This is a genomic window from Marinomonas ostreistagni (assembly GCF_016461785.1).
Taxonomy (GTDB): Bacteria; Pseudomonadota; Gammaproteobacteria; order Pseudomonadales; family Marinomonadaceae; genus Marinomonas; species Marinomonas ostreistagni_A.
The window spans coordinates 151,756-168,216 of record NZ_JAEMUH010000006.1 but is presented as its reverse complement, the minus strand read 5'-3'; the positions used below and the strand labels follow the sequence as shown (position 1 = coordinate 168,216).

The following is a 16,461-nucleotide window of genomic DNA, read 5'->3' as shown; positions in this document are numbered from 1 at the left end:
GTTAAAGCTCAATCATTGAAGTTGCTAGAAGATGTTTGCCTAGGCGGTAGCGCCATTCGTCGATATCTTCAATAGGGCTAAAGAGAGGTACACAGCGCTGACATTGCAATTGATCCATAACGCATGCGATGTCTTGGCTAGTTGGATGAACATTCCAACGGACAAAGTGCGCATGCCCCTCAGCAACTGCTTGTCTTGCATGAGCGGGAAGGTGCCCAGTATAGATTACGTTGTACTGATCCGCGTGTTTCAATAGTCGTCCAGCATCACCCGAGAAGCCTTCGGGGTCACCGCACAATATAATCAGTGCATGGTCATCAAATATTCGCGGCGTAATATTGGCAGCCAGCTTTCTAAGCTCTGGACAAACCAATTCATCCGAGACTTGAGTGATATCTTGTGGTTGCAGACAGTCATTGCCTAACACCCAATCTTTAATACCTTGTTGTTCAAACCAACAAGCCATTTCCAATGCTCGACCGCTTTGCGGAACGGGCATCAAGTTAGGCTTTTCTGTTGAAAGCATAGACAAGATATCTTGCTTCGCCTGATCTTGAGTTTTGTCGTACAAACCATAAGACGCATCTAATAATGCCGTTGCCGCTTTGGGCGGCCGGTCAAACGGAAACAATTCTGACTCTAGGCAGAAATCTCCGCTGTAAAAAATGCCGCCTGTGATGTCCAAATGCAGCCAGACGCCACCAAATGAATGGCCGGCACAGCCTGTTCGAATCCGAATACCGTTAATATCAATCGTGCCTCGGTTTGGTAATCGCTGAATATTCAAATGCTTAGGTAAATAGGGTATGACTTGCTCTGTTGCATACACAGGCACCGATGCCGGGACGTCGGTTAATCCACCTATATGATCCGGATGATCGTGACTGATAACGATGGCATCGACATCCTCGGGGAGCTGCCAGCCTTTATCTGAGTGGCCTTCTAGTGAACCGCCGGCATCGAGCAGTAAGTGTACAAGTTGGCCATTTTCTAATTGGGTTTTAACGGAAATCGCAGCAGCGGCCTTGGTGCCAAAACCACTTAAAACATTAATGGTCGTGGTCATGGGAAGGCTCTAAGGTCCAGGCTTGTTGAATCGATAACTGACGTGCTGAGCCAATCGTTAAAGGCTCTGTGTGGTATGCGTGCAGCGTGTCACCATTTTCAAGTTCCAAGAAGATATCGTAACGTTCTCCACGGAAAATACATTCGCGAACCGTGCCTTGTAGCATGTTGGAGGTAGCCGACAAATCAACATGTTGAGGGCGAACCAACATTCGGCCATGATGTCCTGTTTGATCGTACAATAGCCCGATAACATCAGCAGAAGTCAGCAGTTGGTTACCTAGAACCGATTGGCAACGCAGGATCGAGCCTTGGCCGATGAAGTTCGCCACCCATTCATTATTTGGCTGAGCGTATAGGTCTTCAGGGGTACTCCATTGCATCAATTGACCGTCTTTTAATACGGCAATTTGATCCGCCAAAGCCATCGCTTCCGCTTGATCGTGAGTCACATAAACCATGGTGGCGCCGGTACGGCGGTGAAATTCACGGAAAGTGATTTCCATGCTTTCGCGTAAATGACGATCAAGATTCGCGAGAGGTTCATCAAACAGAATTACATCCGGCTCTGTCACAAGGCTACGAGCGAGCGCTACACGTTGACGCTGACCACCGCTTAGTTGACTAGGTAAACGGTCTTTGAAATCGTTAAGCTGCACAATATCCAAGGCGTCTTGTACGCGTCGTTGATAGTTTTGACGGTCAACTTTCTGGATTTTCAACGGATAGCCTACGTTTTCCATAACCGTCATATGCGGCCATAGGGCATAGGATTGAAACACCATACCAAAGTTGCGCTCTTCCGTAGGTAAGTGAAACTTTGCGCTCGAAAGGCACTGGTCTCCATGCTGAATATCGCCAGCTGAGACGGTTTCAAAGCCTGCCAACATGCGCAATATAGTAGATTTGCCACAACCACTTGGGCCAAGCAGTGCGACGAACTGCCCAGGTTCAATAGTTAATGAAAGGTTATCGACGACTGTTTTATCGCCGAAAGACTTGCTGACTGCGTTTAAACTGAGTCGTGCCATGGGATTACACCTTTTGGTAAGCGTGGCGCGAGTAAGCTCAGACAGGCCATCAGCGCTGCCACAAGTAAAACAACTAATACGGAAATTGCAGACGCTAGAACGGTGTCACCGCTTTCGTCCAAGTTAAAGATCAATACACCTAGGGTTTCATTGCCGGCACTCCAAAGCAGAGCCGATACTGTTAGTTCATTGACTGAGATAAGAAACACTAGGATGGCACCCGCGAAGAAGGCGGGGGCTGTCAGTGGCAGAATGATATGCACCAAACGTTGTATTGCATTGGCGCCGGCTAGCTGTGCCGCTTCTTCTAAAGCCTTGTCCATTTGGGACATAGCGCTATAAATTGGTTTTAAGCAGACACTCAAAAAGCATGATAAATAGGCAAGGAAGATAATGCTCATGGAACCGTAGATGCTCACACCGAGAATAGGCAGAGGGCGTGCAAACAGCAAAATGAAAGCAATGGCCAATACAATCCCTGGAATCGCATAAGGCACTTCGATCAAACTGGTGACTAATATTCGCACCTTAAGTGGCAGCTTTAACAAGATGTAGCTAAGTGGTAAACACAAGCACATCAAGACAACGGAAGCTGCTCCAGCGAGCAATAAGCTATTGCTAAACGCTCTGGTTGTGACACCTTGGTTCGCGAGCATTTCAATGTAAGCAGAGACAGTAAACGTTTGACTGTTCAATGGCATGCCTAAAGCTGGCACAAATGAACTGACGACAAGCGCAATGCATGGCACCACTAAAATCATCAGCAGTATCAAGCCAAGAGCGGTTTCAGTGGGTAGGCGCCATTTACCTAAACGAAATGACATATGGCTTGAGCTGTGTCCCACTAATGCGTATTCGCTGCGCTGTTGTAGCCATTGCTGCATAATCATCCCGCCTAGAACAAGAAACGAGATCAGCATGGATAAACCAGCTACTTCGCTCAGCATACCTTGGCCAAAGCCGGCCATCTTTTGATAAATCAGCGTCGGCAGAACCAAGTAATTCACGGGGATGCCCAGCATGGCAGGGATACCAAAATTGCCTAATGATGAGACAAATGCCAGTGCGGCACCGGCGATTAACGCGCCACGTGTTAGGGGCAAAATAATATCGATCCAAATGGCTTCTTGTGAGGCGCGAGCAACTTTAGCTGCCTCAATCAAATCTTGAGGTAAGCAAAGCAGCTGAGTGCGCAAAGCAAGGAATACCAGAGGTGCATTCTGAATGCCCAATAGCAGAGCAATACCTTCTGCAGAGTACATTGGATTTGGGCTGCCAAGCGCAGGAGCAATGCCAAAGGTATTCAATATGGGACTAGCTGGTCCGAACAGCTGAAGCCAGCTTAGGGCTGTGACTTGCGGTGGAATCATCATCGGCAACATAAACAGAAATACCCAAATCGCGCGGGCGCGGATATTGGTTAGGGTGACAATAAAGGCGAAGCCTGCACCCAATACCACGGCGATCAGTGTGCCAAGGCCTGAGGTATAAAAGCTGTTTCGAAAAGCCGTCCATGTTTGACTGCTGCGCATGATTCCACTTAAGGGCGACTGCATATCAAACTGCACCCCCTTTAAGGCTTCCATGATGAGTCTGGCGCTGGGCAATAAGCTCAGCAAAGCAATCAATAGAAAAATCGAAAAGGATAGCCAGCGTAGCTGGCTATCGGTGTTGCGTAGATACATCGTGGATTAGCCTTCAAAAATATCGCTAAAGCGCTGTTTGTTGGCTTCATTGTTTTCCAATGTTTTTGCAGCGTCGAAGGCCATTAGCTTGATCTCTTCACGTGCAGGGAAGCCTTCTGGAACAGGCATGTCAGAGCGTGCTGGCAAATAGCCTTGGTCAAGTACGAGCTGTTGACCTTGTTTTGATAAAACAAAATCTACGAACTTTTGTGCTGCTGCTTGGTTTTTTGAACCTTTCATAATGGCCACTGGCTCTGTCACCATGCTGACACCTGTTTTCGGAAATACGAATTCAAGTGGTGAGCCTTTTTGTGCTTCACGAATCGCAAGAAAATCGACGATGACACCGTATGGTTTGGTACCTGAAGACACGGCTTTTAATACGCTACCGTTGCCACCTTGCGCCATCACCTGATTGTTATGTAGCGCTTCGTAGTAAGACCAGCCAAGGCTTGCTTCATCTGTAAGCGTTGCCAAATGGATCAGCGCTGCACCAGAGTAAAGTGGGCTTGGCATCGCAATTTGGTTTTTGTATTCAGGCTTTGCGAAGTCAGACCAATCTGTTGGTTTTTCTGGCGCACGTTGGTGGCGAACGATGCCCGTTGTGATCAATTTAGTGCCGTAGTAGTAGCCTTCGTTGTGGTAAAGAGACGCATCGTAGTTCGAACGATTAGGACTTAGGTAGGGTGCTAAGTAGCCATCTTTTGCCATGGACTCCATGGTCACGCTATCAGCGATCAAAAGCACATCTGGGTTCACTACACCGCTGCTTAGCTCAGCACGAAGTTTAGTCATAAGCTTAGTGGTGCCGTCACGTACCCATTCCACATCGATGCCTGGGTTGGCTTTTTCAAACGCATCCACGGTCATTTGAGCATCTTTGTTTGGCTGGCTGGTGTACAGCGTCAGTGTCTCAGCGAAAGATAGGGAAGATACTGAAGCCAAAATACTGGTTGCGACGAGCGTTTTTAACATCTTCATTGCAAAAGTTCCTAAGTGGTTAGAAGTTACTGAAACACTAACGCCACACTTTGACACTAAAGTTACTGAATGCTTTCGTTTGGATGTTATTTGCTTTCGTTTGAAGTTTTACGCTTTAGGGGAGGATTATGAATCAGCGGCAACTGGATATTATTCAATGGATCAATGTAAATGGTCGTCAGCCATTACAAGCGGTTGCGGATGCTTTTGGCGTTTCGGTACAAACTATTCGCAGTGATGTGCGTTTATTATCGGAGAAGGGACTGTTATTAAGAAATCATGGGGAAGTGGTTCCGTTTCCGAACCGTGAAAACATTAGCTTTAATCAGCGTCAGATTTACAACGCAGAAGGTAAACGACGTATGGCCGAACTCTGCTTACAGCAGATTTCGGATTATCAGTCGGTGTTTTTGGGATCTGGTTCAACAGTTGCTGAGTTAGCGAAATGTCTAAACGAAAAAGAAGATTTGCATGTCATGACCACGAATCTTCATGCGGCGCGTATTATTAGCGAGCATCCAAAGGGCGAGCTAACCGTAGCAGGCGGCAAAGTTCGCAAACGCGATCAGGATATTGTCGGTGCAGATGCAGTGCGTTTCTTTCAGAAATATCGAGCAGATGTGGGCGTGTTTTCCGTATCCGCTATTGATAAGCATGGCGTGTTGTTTGACTTCACAGATGATGATATTAGCTCTTTAGAAGCCTTGGTTGATAATTGCCACTACCGAGTGTTAATGGTCGATAGTACGAAATTTGACCGTGCGTCACGCTGTGTTTGGACACGCCTAAAAGACATTGATTGTCTGATTACAGACCGTCAGCCGCCAGCTTACTTGCAAAGCAAGATCACGTCTTTGGGGGTTCGTCTCATTTACTCATGACATGACCTCGATCAATACACGTTGAGTAGGTAAAATCATGCATCGTTTTAACTTAAGAGAAGTCTCGAGATGTCTTTAGCACCTTGCCCAAAATGCCAGTCTGAATATGTTTATCAAGATCAGCTAAATCTTGTGTGTCCAGAATGTGCTTATGAATGGAATCCCAATGAAGTTGAAGAGGACAGTGAGCTATCTATTAAAGATGCGAACGGTACTTTGTTGGCCGAAGGAGATAAAGTCACCCTTGCTAAAGACTTGAAAGTTAAAGGTAGCTCAATGGTGTTGAAAATTGGTACGAAAGCGGTGATCAAGCGCATCAAAGAAGGGAAAGATCATCAGCTTGATTGTAGGGTTGATGGTGCGGGAGATATGTTTGTTACTGCTAAATTTGTGAAGAAAGCGTAATTGCAAACAGTTTAACGGTTTATCTGTGTATGCCTCCGTTTATCCATTTATAGCACTTCTTATCGCTTAATCATTTTCACTCATCTGTTTTATGGGATCTTTCTCCCTGTGTTCTACACACATTCCCTTTTAAATATATAAAACAGACTGAGTGAAACAACATGAAGAATGCAACATTATCAACAGTGCTGAAGTACAGTGCCTTATTTTCCTTAGTGGGTACGAGCTATGCTACTCAAGCTACGGAATGGAATGCCGATTTAGGGCTTTCAGTTTTAGGCGCTCAGAGTCATGTCTTTGGAGAAGAAGACAAAGCTGAGATTCGTCCTTATGTGAATCTTGAATACGGTATGTTTATCGCTGGGCCAGAAGGTATCGGTATATCTTCAAAAGTAGGTGAAATAGGTCAGTTAAGTGCTGTACTTCTCATGCGTGAGTCGGTTGTTGATCGGGATGATAATGATCTGTTAAAGCATTTTGAGAAGCGTAAAGACGCTACGGAGCTTGCGATTCAGTGGACGCATTTTACACCTTTTATTGATATCACGACGGCGCTTTCTTCAGACGTTTCAGAGACCCATGAAGGATATGAAGCGAAACTCATGCTTTCTAAAAAGCTTGAAACTGACGTTGGTACCTTTATCCCAGCGTTTGCCATTCATCATCAATCAGAAGAACTGGTTGACTACTATTACGGTGTAAGAGCTGCCGAAGAAAGCAGTCGCTTTAGTGCATACCAAGGGAAAGCAGCAACAAACGCAAATACTTCAGTAACGCATGTTTATCCTCTTTCAGCTGAATGGCATGTGGCGACACGAATCGCTTACGATTATTTAGGGCGTGGTATCAGTGATAGCCCTATAGTTGAGGAATCGGGCTACTGGAGTGGTGCACTGTCTATGTTCTACCGTTTTTGAGCAAGCTTATGGAGAGTCAAAAACGGTATCAGTCACACTTGTTGGTAGCAGCCGCAAGTGTGATAGCAGGATTAAGCTTTTTGTTTGGTATAGCCGTCTACGTCGCTTTTTTTGCATCTTATGGAAATTTAGCTCACGCAGTATCGCCGCAGTTGAAGTTAATGTCGGCAAATTCAACGTTACTTCATACCTGGTATTTTGTGATTTACATTGTTTTTGGTGTTGCCTTAGTTGCTTTTCAGGTGGGAATTAAACCTTATCTTTATAAGGGAGTAGTCGCATCCATTGCCATGATTTTCGGCTACTTTTGGGCAGCATTGACCATTGTTACAGGTATGTTGGCCAACGTTAGTACTCATGTGATTTTAGAGCTAATGGACGAGCAACGAGACGTTGCTATTTCACTCTGGTATACCATGCAATTGTTGATAGATAGCATTGGCGGTGGTAATGAATTAGTGGGAAGCATTTGGCTTGTTGGACTAGGGCTCAGTTTACGATCAATTCACGCGATAGACCGTTGGTTAAAAGCGGTTGCGTTAGTATTTGGAGGGGTGGGGTTGTTAACCGCTATCCCGATGCTAACTGAATTAGGTGGCATTTTTGGCTTTGGGAGTATGGCGTGGTTTTTAGTGATGGGTAGATATCAGTTTGAACTCTACCAAAAGGAAAAAGTAAATGTATAAGCGGCCAGTTCAAGCGTTTTGGAAAAGTCATGAATTATTTAAGGACACGCTAACTGTACTGATTTATTGCGGTCTGATTGCTGTCGTGATTTGGATCACTGAGGCGGGGGAATTCTGGATGACCCTACAGATCTCGCTCGTGTTTGGCGCAGCTTGTTTATCCTGTATTCGACTGAGTATTTATTATCTCAAAAATCGGCTCTCCGTTTTATGGGCAACCGTACTTGGATACTTTGGTGGCGTTGTTATTGGAATGGGGTATTTGCTTTACCAAGTCTACGATTCGGTTGATGCCGTTCTGAATGCATCTTGGTCCGACCTTGTATTAAAAGTGTTGTTTAGTATGTTGGTCACTTACATATTTTATAACGCTCATAGGCTCAGTCGAAAGGAGAGGGAGCTTCAAGAGCAAAAGCTGAAAACACTGATGCAAGAAAAACAACTTGCGGAATCCAATTATCAAATGCTGCAATCTCAAATAGAGCCGCATTTTTTGTTTAATACGTTAGCGAATATTCAAGTCCTGATTGATATTAGGCCGGGAGACGCTAAGCGGATGCTTGATGATTTAACAAGCTTACTTCGTGTTTCCATGAGTAAGATAAAGCAACCTCGTATTAAACTCACTGAAGAACTGGATTTGGTGTCGGCCTATTTGTCGATTCAAACGGTAAGAATGGGGGATCGATTAAGCTATGAAATCAAAGTTACAGACAAGATTGATCATATAGAGTGTCCTCCTTTCTTGTTACAGCCATTGGTTGAAAACGCGATTATTCATGGAATAGAACCAAGTCTAAAAGGTGGTGTTATTTCCATCACGGTCAAGATAAAAGATGATCGTTGCCATGTGTCTATTTTAGATTCTGGTATGGGCTTGGCACCAAATTGGCAAACTTCAGATACATCTGAAAAGAAACATGGGATTGCTTTAAAAAATATTCGGCAGCGCTTGCGCTTAATCTATGCAGAGCACGCAAGTTTCGAGATAGACAACATTTATAATGAACAGAAGCAAGTGTCAGGTTGTCAGGTAATACTAAGTTGGCCAATAAGTATGCCGCCTCATACTCTATTAGGATTTGATCATGGCAAACATTAGACCAGAAGAACAGATTCAGGTGATGGTCGTTGATGATGAACCATTATTACGATTTCATTTGCAAAAAATGCTACAGGATTTGTGGCAAGATGTTGATCACATTATAGCCGTTGGCTCTGGTGTTGAAGCGATTAACATTGCTAGTGAAATAGATATTCATACGGTTTTTATGGATATAAAAATGCCTGGGCTGAGTGGTATAGAAACAGCAAAAAAGCTCCGTGAATCAGGGTTTCAAGGTAACTTAGTGTTTGTGACTGCCTATGACGAACACGCTATAGCGGCATTTGAGCAGGAAGCACTAGATTATCTGCTTAAGCCGGTCACTGAAAAGCGTCTTTATGAGTGTATCCAACGTCTTCAGAGGCGATCGCAAACAACGGTTAAATATGAGTTGGACGCACAACAGTTACATCAATTGCTGCCGCACACTTTAAATTCGTCTCTCCAATGGGTGAATGCTTCGCGCGGGGACACTATTCATGTCATTCAAGTCAGTAAGATTAGTTGTTTTATCGCAGAGGACAAATATACGACGGTTGTCACAGAGGAGGGGGAGTACCTTATTAAGAAATCCATTAAGCAACTCATGGATGAACTCAACAGCAATGAATTTTGGCGGATTCATCGTTCTGCTTTGGTTCAGGTGAGTCATATCCAATGCGTCAATAAAGATGACAGTGGTAATTTAACTGTCTCGTTAAAAGGAATACAGAAAGCGTTACCCGTTAGTCGAAGTAATATGCATTTGTTTAAGCAGATGTAGTCATGTAATCAAAGCCCTATCACTATGCTAATAACAGAGCTTTGTTTTTCCAGATTTAGATAATGGCGTTACAAACGCTTAGCAAGAGCTGCAATATGATCTGGGCCAATGCCACAGCAGCCGCCGATCAGTGTCGCACCCAGCTCGCACCATTTCTCAGCCCAAACTAAGTAAGACTCTGGTGTGAGGTCGGCACGCAATTCATCTAAGCCATCGTTAGCCGTCGCGTTTTTAGGTTGCGGAGGAAACGCGTTGGCGTAAGCGCCGATCTGAAGTTCTGTATTCATCTCAGCTAAGACTTGTTTAGTCAGAGCAATCGCATCGGCAATGATTTCAGGTTGGCAACAGTTAAACAGAATACCATCGACACCCGCAGCAGCCATGGTTTTCACCGCTTCAACAACCGTTTCTCCAGAGCGCAGGCATGGCTCAGGGGTTGGTTCTGAATCTTCAAGAGTGAAAGACACCCAGTATGGTTTTTTATCGCTGTCCAGTTCATCAACCAGCTTCTTCATTAACAAAGTTTCTGCCAGTAAGCTTTGGGTTTCATTCAGCCAAAGGTCAACATGGGGCGCTAACGCTTTGATCAATGGTCGAGCGATTTCTTCCGCACGTTCTGCTTCGTATAGATCAGCGCGGTAGGAGCCGAATAAAGGGGCAAGGGAACCTGCGATTTTTACATCTTCGCCACTTTCTACAACTGCTTGTTTGGCTACGTTGGCAGATTCTATAGCTAATTCCGCAGCGCGCTGTTTAAAAACCTCTTCACCAATGTGAAACGGTACTAAGGCGTAACTGTTGGTGGTGATGACGCGAGAACCTGCCGCAATGAACGCTTTATGTACGTCCTTTACAATTTCAGGTGCTTCCATCATAGCCAAGGCAGACCATTCTGGCTGTCTAAAAGGTGCGCCACGGAGCTCTAGTTCGCGGCCCATGCCGCCATCAAGTATGGTGATTGTCGTCATGACTGTATTCCTAGCAAGATTTGATTGGCGCCCATTCTAGCGGGGTCAATCCGGAAATAAAATCTCATTAATTACTTTTAAAGGGTCAAAAATGAGTTTTTATGGCTATAATGGGCAGATAATCAATGAAATACTGTCTAGCCATTAAAATACTTGGGTCTTAGGGCTGGATCCTGTCGATACTACTTCTATTTAGTTTTGGGTATATTTAGTCCCCCCTTTAGGACTCTCTATAGGCGCAGCGGTTTACTGCTGTGAGAGTGCCTTCAAAACAAAATAGATGATGAGGAATGACATGAAACTAGGTTTCAAGAAAGCATTGGCTGGCTTAGCTCTAGCAGGCTCAATGCTAGGTGGCGGTTTTGCTAACGCGGCGGATTCAGCAATCGATAACATTCTTTCAACCGGTGAGTTAAAAGTGTGCTTCGAGGCTGGTTATATTCCTTTCGAAATGAAAACCAAAGACGGTCGTTTTATTGGTTTTGATATCGACATCTCTAAACATATGGCACGTTCTATGGGAGTGAAATTTGTCCCTGTTAACACCGCTTGGGACGGCATTATCCCAGCTTTACAAACTGGCAAATGTGACATCATTAATGGTGGTATGGGTATTACACCTGAGCGCAATCTGAAAGTGCTGTTTGCTGATACTTACCTAGAGATGGGGCAGACGGTGTTAGTGACGCCTGAAGTCGCGTCAAAAATTAAAGATTACCGCGACTTGAATGACCCTAAGTTCCGCTTAGTTTCTCAAATTGGTACAACGGGCGCGATTGCTGCGAAGAAATATTTTCCGAATGCACAGCTAGATTTGTTCGAAACCTCTGCTGACTCTGTTCTTCAGGTGAAAAATGGTAAGGCGGACGCATTTGTTTATGACCTTCCATACAATGCCATGTATGCAGCGCAGAATAAGGAAGGTGTTGTGCATTTAGATGAAGCCTTTACCTACGAGCCGTTGGGTTGGGCAATTCGTCAAAATGATGTGAATTTCCTAAACTTCTTAAATAACTATCTTGTTCAGATTAAGAAAGACGGTACCTACGACCGTATTTACGACAAGTGGTTTAATTCAGATGCTTGGGTAGATAGTATTCAGTAAACGCTGAGTCGATCAGTGAGTCATACCAAGAGCCTAACCTGTTAGGCTCTTTTTCTATAAAAAGAGACATCATGCAGACATCATCACGCCGCTGGTTTGGCCACGGCTTATACCTTGTCATCATGGCCGCTTTAATAGCTGGCGTGTATTTTTCAGGACAGAAAATCAATTACAGTTGGCATTGGGAGCGCTTATGGCCTTATGTCATTAACACTGAGCCGCAGGACATCATTGCGCAAACGGATGGCACAGCAGTAGTGACCGCTTCCGGTCAGCTAAGTATTACTCCTGACTTTGGCGGTTCGCCTCAGATCGTTCCTGAATACGACAAGTTGGTGGCCCGTGATGGGGATTTGATCTTCCAGGGAGACACCATTGCCCGTATTGAAGGTTGGCGTTTTGGCCCGATTGCTGAAGGTTTATGGGTCACCATTAAGATCTCTTTTTTATCGCTGATTTTCTCAATCATCCTAGGGGTGGTTTTTGGCTTGATGCGTGTGGCTCATGGCCAAGTATGGCGTAATTTGGCAGTGACTTACGTAGAAGTCATCCGTGGCACGCCTTTATTGGTGCAGATATTCATCGTCTACTTCTTTATTGGCACCGTATTTGATCTCGATCGTTTTACAGCGGGCGTCGCGGCATTATCGATTTTCACCGGAGCGTACGTGGCGGAAATCGTCCGCGGCGGTATTCAATCCGTGCCCCCAGGTCAGATGGAAGCGGCTCGCTCATTAGGGATGAGCTACGCCAAAGCGATGACCTATGTGGTGATGCCTCAAGCCATCAAACGAACACTACCGTCTCTGGCTGGACAGTTCATTAACTTGATCAAAGACTCGTCTTTGGTATCGGTGATCTCGATTACCGACTTGACTAAGGCAGGCCGAGAAGTGGTCAGTGGCAGCTTTGCGCCGTTTGAAGTGTGGTTTACGGTCGCCGCATTATATTTGCTGGTGACAGGCAGCTTATCTTGGGGCATTCAACGACTAGAAAAGAGGTTAGCGGCCAGTGACTAAGTCAATGAAACAAGAAGTGTTAATCCAAGCACGAGACGTGGATAAAGTCTTTGAAAATGGCTGTCACGCGCTGAAAAAAGTATCGCTCGACATTCACCGCGGTGAGGTAGTGGTGATCATTGGTCCAAGTGGCTCAGGCAAGTCCACTTTTCTGCGTACTCTTAATCAACTTGAGACCATTAGCTCTGGTCGAATTGAGATTGATGGCGTGCACTTAGCGGACAAGAGTACCGATATCAACAAACTTCGAGAAGAAGTGGGTATGGTGTTCCAGTCGTTTAACCTATTTCCCCATAAAACTGCCCTAGGCAATGTCATGTTAGCGCCTTTGAAGGTGTTAAAACGTGATAAAGCTGAGGTAGAGCAAGAAGCCAAAGATTTACTTTACCGCGTTGGATTGCATGAGCGCATGGAGCACTACCCATCACGTCTATCAGGCGGTCAACAACAGCGTGTTGCCATTGCTCGATCTCTTGCTATGAAGCCCAAAGCCCTGTTATTTGATGAGCCAACCAGTGCCCTAGACCCTGAAATGGTCGGTGAAGTATTGGACGTTATGAAAGGCTTGGCCAAAGAAGGGATGACCATGGTCGTGGTCACGCACGAAATGGGCTTTGCCCGTGAAGTGGCTGATCGTGTGGTATTTATGGAAGAGGGTGAGTTAGTCCTCGAAGAATCCCCAGAACGTTTCTTTAATTCTGAGCACCCGCGCTTGCAACGTTTTCTAGGTCAGGTACTCTAAGCGCCTTTCTAATCGAAATGGTCGGCGCTTGGGTGCTTTGATGAATGAGAAAACACTTCCCCCATTAAACTGGTTACGCACCTTTGAAGTCTCTGCACGCAGCTTGAACTTTACCAAAGCTGCCCAAGAGCTACATCTAACGCAAGGTGCGGTCAGCCAGCAAATCCGCTTGTTAGAGCGTCATCTTGGTGTCGCCTTATTTAAGCGCTTGCCACGCGGTTTGACCTTAACCGATGAAGGCATGTCTTACCTTCCTGTGGTGCAAGATTCCATTTCTCGTCTAGCCGCCGCGACCAATGAACTGTTTAACTCGGATCAGCGTACACCAGTGAAGATTCGCGGCAGTTTATCGTTCTTTGTCCATTGGTTGGCACCGCGCTTGGCGGAGTTTAATCAGCAGCACCCCAATATCGACATTCGCTATATAAGCTCCCTATGGGTGAAAGATACCGATGCGGACGATGACTTTGAAATTCGTTGGGGCAATGGACAGTGGTCCGGTTTTGTGTCTCAGCGCCTAAGTTGGGATACTTTGTTTCCTGTCTGCTCACCAGAGCTTATGGAACGAGAAACGATTGAAAGTCCTAGTGATTTAGCCAAAACCACCTTACTGCATGTACTCGGTTACGAAGAAGGTTGGGGCTACTGGTTATCGATGATCAATGAGGATCTGGTCGATCCTTCTCGCGGTATGCAACTGGACACGTTATTGGCGTCATTACGTCTAGCAGAGCTAGGCGTAGGAGTGGCTCTGGCTCGTTCATCCATGGTGGAAGACATGCTCGCCGATGGTCGATTAGTGGAACTGTTTGATCAACGTATTCCTGCTAGTGAGTCTTTCTATTTGGTGCGCAAGTCCGGCACGGACTTATCCTCTGACGCGATGTTGTTTTTTGATTGGTTAGAGCGTCAAAGCCGAGCGGTCGTGTAACTCAAAAAAAACGCCCTACTAGAGTTTGCTAATAGGGCGTCTCGTACCTAGAAAACTTTCTCAATACAGGGCTTATTTGCTTAGTCCCAAGCAGGAGAAAAGTCTGGGTTTGCAATGCGCTCGTTGGCTTCAAGTCCCGCGATACGCTGCATATCCTCGCTCGTTAGGGTCACATCCAGAGCCGCTAAATTAGCCTCTTGATTTGCACGTTTAGTGGAAGATGGAATGGTAATAAGCCCTTGCTGTAACTGCCAAGCAAGCGCCACATTCGCGACGGAGGTTTGGTGATCTTTGGCAATGGACTGTAACACTGCATCTTCCATGACTTTACCGACAGCAAGAGGCATGAAGCCAGTTACACGAATATTGTGTTGCTGACAGTAGTCTGTTACCTGACGATTTTGCAAATAAGGATGCACTTCGATCTGGTTGGTAAATATTGCCCCCTCACCTAACTGTTGAATGGTTTGCTCCAAATGTTGGGTGGTGAAGTTAGAAACGCCTATGTGTTTGGTTAAACCCTGTTTTTGAGCCTGAGCTAAGTCATTAAGATAAGAGGTCAGAGGTACCTTGTTAGTCGCATCAGGCCAGTGAATAAGCAGTAGATCTACCTGGTCAATCTGCAATTTGGTTAGGCTCTCTTGAACGCTCTTGATGAAGTGCTCAGTAGCTAAATTGTCGACCCAGACTTTTGTTGTGATAAACAGCTCTGAGCGATCAATGCCACTGTCAGCAATGGCTTGACCAACCTCTGCTTCATTACCATAAATTTGCGCGGTATCGATATGGCGGTAGCCAACTTCTAGTGCAGATTTTACCGATTGATATGCGGTGTCGCCTTCTAGACGAAAGGTGCCAAAACCAAGTGATGGGATCGTATTCATAAAATGCTCCTATTAATGTACTGCTAGAGTTAAAGTGCTGCTTGAGCAGGCGTTGGACGCTGATCCAAAGATCCAGAAAAGCGGGTCAATATGAGTGCAATGGCAACAATGATGGCGCCGACCCATGCGGTATCCATGAGAGACATGTGTTCAATAATGACGCCGCCAAGAATCGAACCTAAAGCAATGCCTACGTTAAAGGCGGCGATGTTTAAACCAGATGCCACATCCACGGCGTTAGGTGTGTATTTCTCTGCCAATTGCACAACATAGACCTGCAGGCCTGGTACATTGCCAAAGGCAAAAGCTCCCCAAACTAAGATCGTCAGTACTGCTGCCACAGAGTTGCTTGCGGTAAATGTGAACACTAGAAGAACGGCAGTCAGCGCAGCAAAGATGTAACTCAAAGCTTTGATTGGCCCCAAACGGTCTGCTAAACGGCCACCCCAGATATTGCCGAACGCAACAGAGACGCCATAGACCAGCATGATCAGCCCTACAGCACTGGCATCAAAACCTGAGACTTGTTGCAAAATGGGCGCAAGATAAGTGAAGGCAGTAAAAGTGCCGCCGTAACCAACCGCTGTCATGGCATAGACCAGCAACAGGCGTGGTTGTGTCAGAACACTAAGCTGCTGTGAAATACGTGCAGGGGCTGACTGCTTCAAGTTTTTAGGGATCAATAAAGCACTCCCAATTAGTGCTATCAAGCCGAGAACGGCAACCACCATAAAGGTCGCACGCCAACCAAAGTTTTGGCCGATCCATGTGCCTAGCGGCACTCCAGTGACCAGAGCAACAGTAAGACCGGTGAACATGATGGCAATAGCACTGGCTTCTTTATCTTTACTAACCAACCCCGTCGCGATGGTTGAGCCGATAGAAAAGAACACACCGTGAGCAAGGCCGGTAAGGATGCGGGCAGTGATCAGTGAGCCGTAGCTAGGGGCCATCCAGGCCAGAACATTACCAATCACAAACAATGTCATGACCGAAAGTAAGACATGCTTTCTGGGCCAGCGACCAGTCAGAGCGGTTAATACCGGGGCGCCAATGGCCACGCCTAAAGCGTACAAGCTGACCAACAAGCCAGCTGAGGGCAATGACACACTGAGATCTTGAGCAATAGTAGGTACCAAACCGACAATAACGAACTCGGTCGTACCAATCGCGAATGCACTGAGGGTCAGTGCGAGTAGAGCAATGGGCATTTCAATCTCCAGTTGAGGTTATGTTGAACTTGCGTACCAGTATGCCCAATGCTATTTTTTGCAAAAATAGCATCAAAAACAA

General features: G+C 45.8%; 17 protein-coding genes. 10 read left to right on the top strand and 7 right to left on the bottom strand.

Features of this window, described 5'->3' with window-relative positions:
• Position 1: 1 nt before the first annotated feature.
• From JHD44_RS07890 to JHD44_RS07875, 4 genes are read right to left on the bottom strand one after another with little or no spacing between them, the layout of a single operon-like run.
• On the bottom strand, positions 2-1,066 hold the full coding sequence (locus tag JHD44_RS07890) for an MBL fold metallo-hydrolase (protein WP_199462205.1): 1,065 nt from the start codon (positions 1,064-1,066) through the stop codon (positions 2-4).
• A complete protein-coding gene (locus tag JHD44_RS07885; RefSeq protein WP_199462204.1) occupies positions 1,050-2,096 on the bottom strand; it encodes an ABC transporter ATP-binding protein in 1,047 nt (348 codons plus the stop codon). The genes JHD44_RS07890 and JHD44_RS07885 overlap by 17 nt, the downstream gene beginning before the upstream one ends.
• The gene (locus JHD44_RS07880) at positions 2,078-3,781 is read right to left on the bottom strand and encodes an ABC transporter permease (protein ID WP_199462203.1); all 1,704 of its coding nucleotides are present in this window, start codon (positions 3,779-3,781) and stop codon (positions 2,078-2,080) included. The genes JHD44_RS07885 and JHD44_RS07880 overlap by 19 nt, the downstream gene beginning before the upstream one ends.
• Positions 3,782-3,787: 6 nt before the next feature.
• The gene (locus JHD44_RS07875; protein ID WP_418903729.1) at positions 3,788-4,762 is read right to left on the bottom strand and encodes an ABC transporter substrate-binding protein; all 975 of its coding nucleotides are present in this window, start codon (positions 4,760-4,762) and stop codon (positions 3,788-3,790) included.
• Positions 4,763-4,890: 128 nt separating this feature from the next.
• Here JHD44_RS07875 and JHD44_RS07870 point away from each other — a divergent pair, with 128 nt between their 5' ends.
• The 6 genes from JHD44_RS07870 to JHD44_RS07845 all read left to right on the top strand — a co-directional run bounded on the left by JHD44_RS07870 (position 4,891) and on the right by JHD44_RS07845 (position 9,519).
• Positions 4,891-5,643, top strand: a complete 753-nt coding sequence (locus JHD44_RS07870; protein WP_199462202.1) for a DeoR/GlpR family DNA-binding transcription regulator — start codon at positions 4,891-4,893, stop codon at positions 5,641-5,643.
• 69 nt (positions 5,644-5,712) lie between these two features.
• Positions 5,713-6,048 carry a zinc ribbon domain-containing protein YjdM gene (locus JHD44_RS07865; protein ID WP_199462201.1) on the top strand — a complete coding sequence of 112 codons (336 nt, stop codon included), beginning with the start codon at positions 5,713-5,715 and terminating at the stop codon, positions 6,046-6,048.
• Between the two features lie 161 nt (positions 6,049-6,209).
• Positions 6,210-6,965, top strand: a complete 756-nt coding sequence (locus JHD44_RS07860; protein WP_199462200.1) for a MipA/OmpV family protein — start codon at positions 6,210-6,212, stop codon at positions 6,963-6,965.
• Positions 6,966-6,973: 8 nt separating this feature from the next.
• Positions 6,974-7,651 (top strand): hypothetical protein, encoded by a 678-nt coding sequence (locus JHD44_RS07855; protein WP_199462199.1) that lies wholly within the window; start codon positions 6,974-6,976, stop codon positions 7,649-7,651.
• Entirely contained in the window at positions 7,644-8,753 is a 1,110-nt protein-coding gene (locus JHD44_RS07850; RefSeq protein WP_199462198.1) for a sensor histidine kinase, read from the top strand. The genes JHD44_RS07855 and JHD44_RS07850 overlap by 8 nt, the downstream gene beginning before the upstream one ends.
• Positions 8,740-9,519, top strand: coding sequence for a LytR/AlgR family response regulator transcription factor (locus tag JHD44_RS07845; protein WP_233401892.1), 780 nt, complete (start codon positions 8,740-8,742; stop codon positions 9,517-9,519). The genes JHD44_RS07850 and JHD44_RS07845 overlap by 14 nt, the downstream gene beginning before the upstream one ends.
• A gap of 68 nt (positions 9,520-9,587) precedes the next feature.
• On the opposite strand, the gene JHD44_RS07840 is transcribed toward JHD44_RS07845, so the two are convergent.
• The gene (locus tag JHD44_RS07840; RefSeq protein ID WP_199462197.1) at positions 9,588-10,487 is read right to left on the bottom strand and encodes a homocysteine S-methyltransferase family protein; all 900 of its coding nucleotides are present in this window, start codon (positions 10,485-10,487) and stop codon (positions 9,588-9,590) included.
• A 295-nt stretch (positions 10,488-10,782) separates the two neighbouring features.
• On the opposite strand from JHD44_RS07840, the gene JHD44_RS07835 reads away from it, so the two are divergent.
• The 4 genes from JHD44_RS07835 (at position 10,783) to JHD44_RS07820 (ending at position 14,284) form a co-directional block, all read left to right on the top strand.
• Positions 10,783-11,592: a transporter substrate-binding domain-containing protein gene (locus JHD44_RS07835; RefSeq protein ID WP_199462196.1), complete on the top strand. Its 810-nt coding sequence runs from the start codon at positions 10,783-10,785 to the stop codon at positions 11,590-11,592.
• Between the two features lie 71 nt (positions 11,593-11,663).
• Complete coding sequence (locus JHD44_RS07830; protein WP_199462195.1) at positions 11,664-12,611, top strand: amino acid ABC transporter permease; 948 nt, start codon at positions 11,664-11,666, stop codon at positions 12,609-12,611.
• A gap of 4 nt (positions 12,612-12,615) precedes the next feature.
• Complete coding sequence (locus JHD44_RS07825) at positions 12,616-13,353, top strand: amino acid ABC transporter ATP-binding protein (protein WP_199462289.1); 738 nt, start codon at positions 12,616-12,618, stop codon at positions 13,351-13,353.
• 40 nt (positions 13,354-13,393) lie between these two features.
• Positions 13,394-14,284, top strand: coding sequence for a LysR substrate-binding domain-containing protein (locus tag JHD44_RS07820; protein ID WP_199462194.1), 891 nt, complete (start codon positions 13,394-13,396; stop codon positions 14,282-14,284).
• Positions 14,285-14,364: 80 nt separating this feature from the next.
• On the opposite strand, the gene dkgB is transcribed toward JHD44_RS07820, so the two are convergent.
• Together dkgB and JHD44_RS07810 are read right to left on the bottom strand one after the other, a co-directional pair.
• A complete protein-coding gene (gene dkgB, locus JHD44_RS07815; RefSeq protein WP_199462193.1) occupies positions 14,365-15,168 on the bottom strand; it encodes a 2,5-didehydrogluconate reductase DkgB in 804 nt (267 codons plus the stop codon).
• A gap of 29 nt (positions 15,169-15,197) precedes the next feature.
• The gene (locus JHD44_RS07810; RefSeq protein ID WP_199462192.1) at positions 15,198-16,379 is read right to left on the bottom strand and encodes an MFS transporter; all 1,182 of its coding nucleotides are present in this window, start codon (positions 16,377-16,379) and stop codon (positions 15,198-15,200) included.
• Positions 16,380-16,461: the final 82 nt, after the last annotated feature.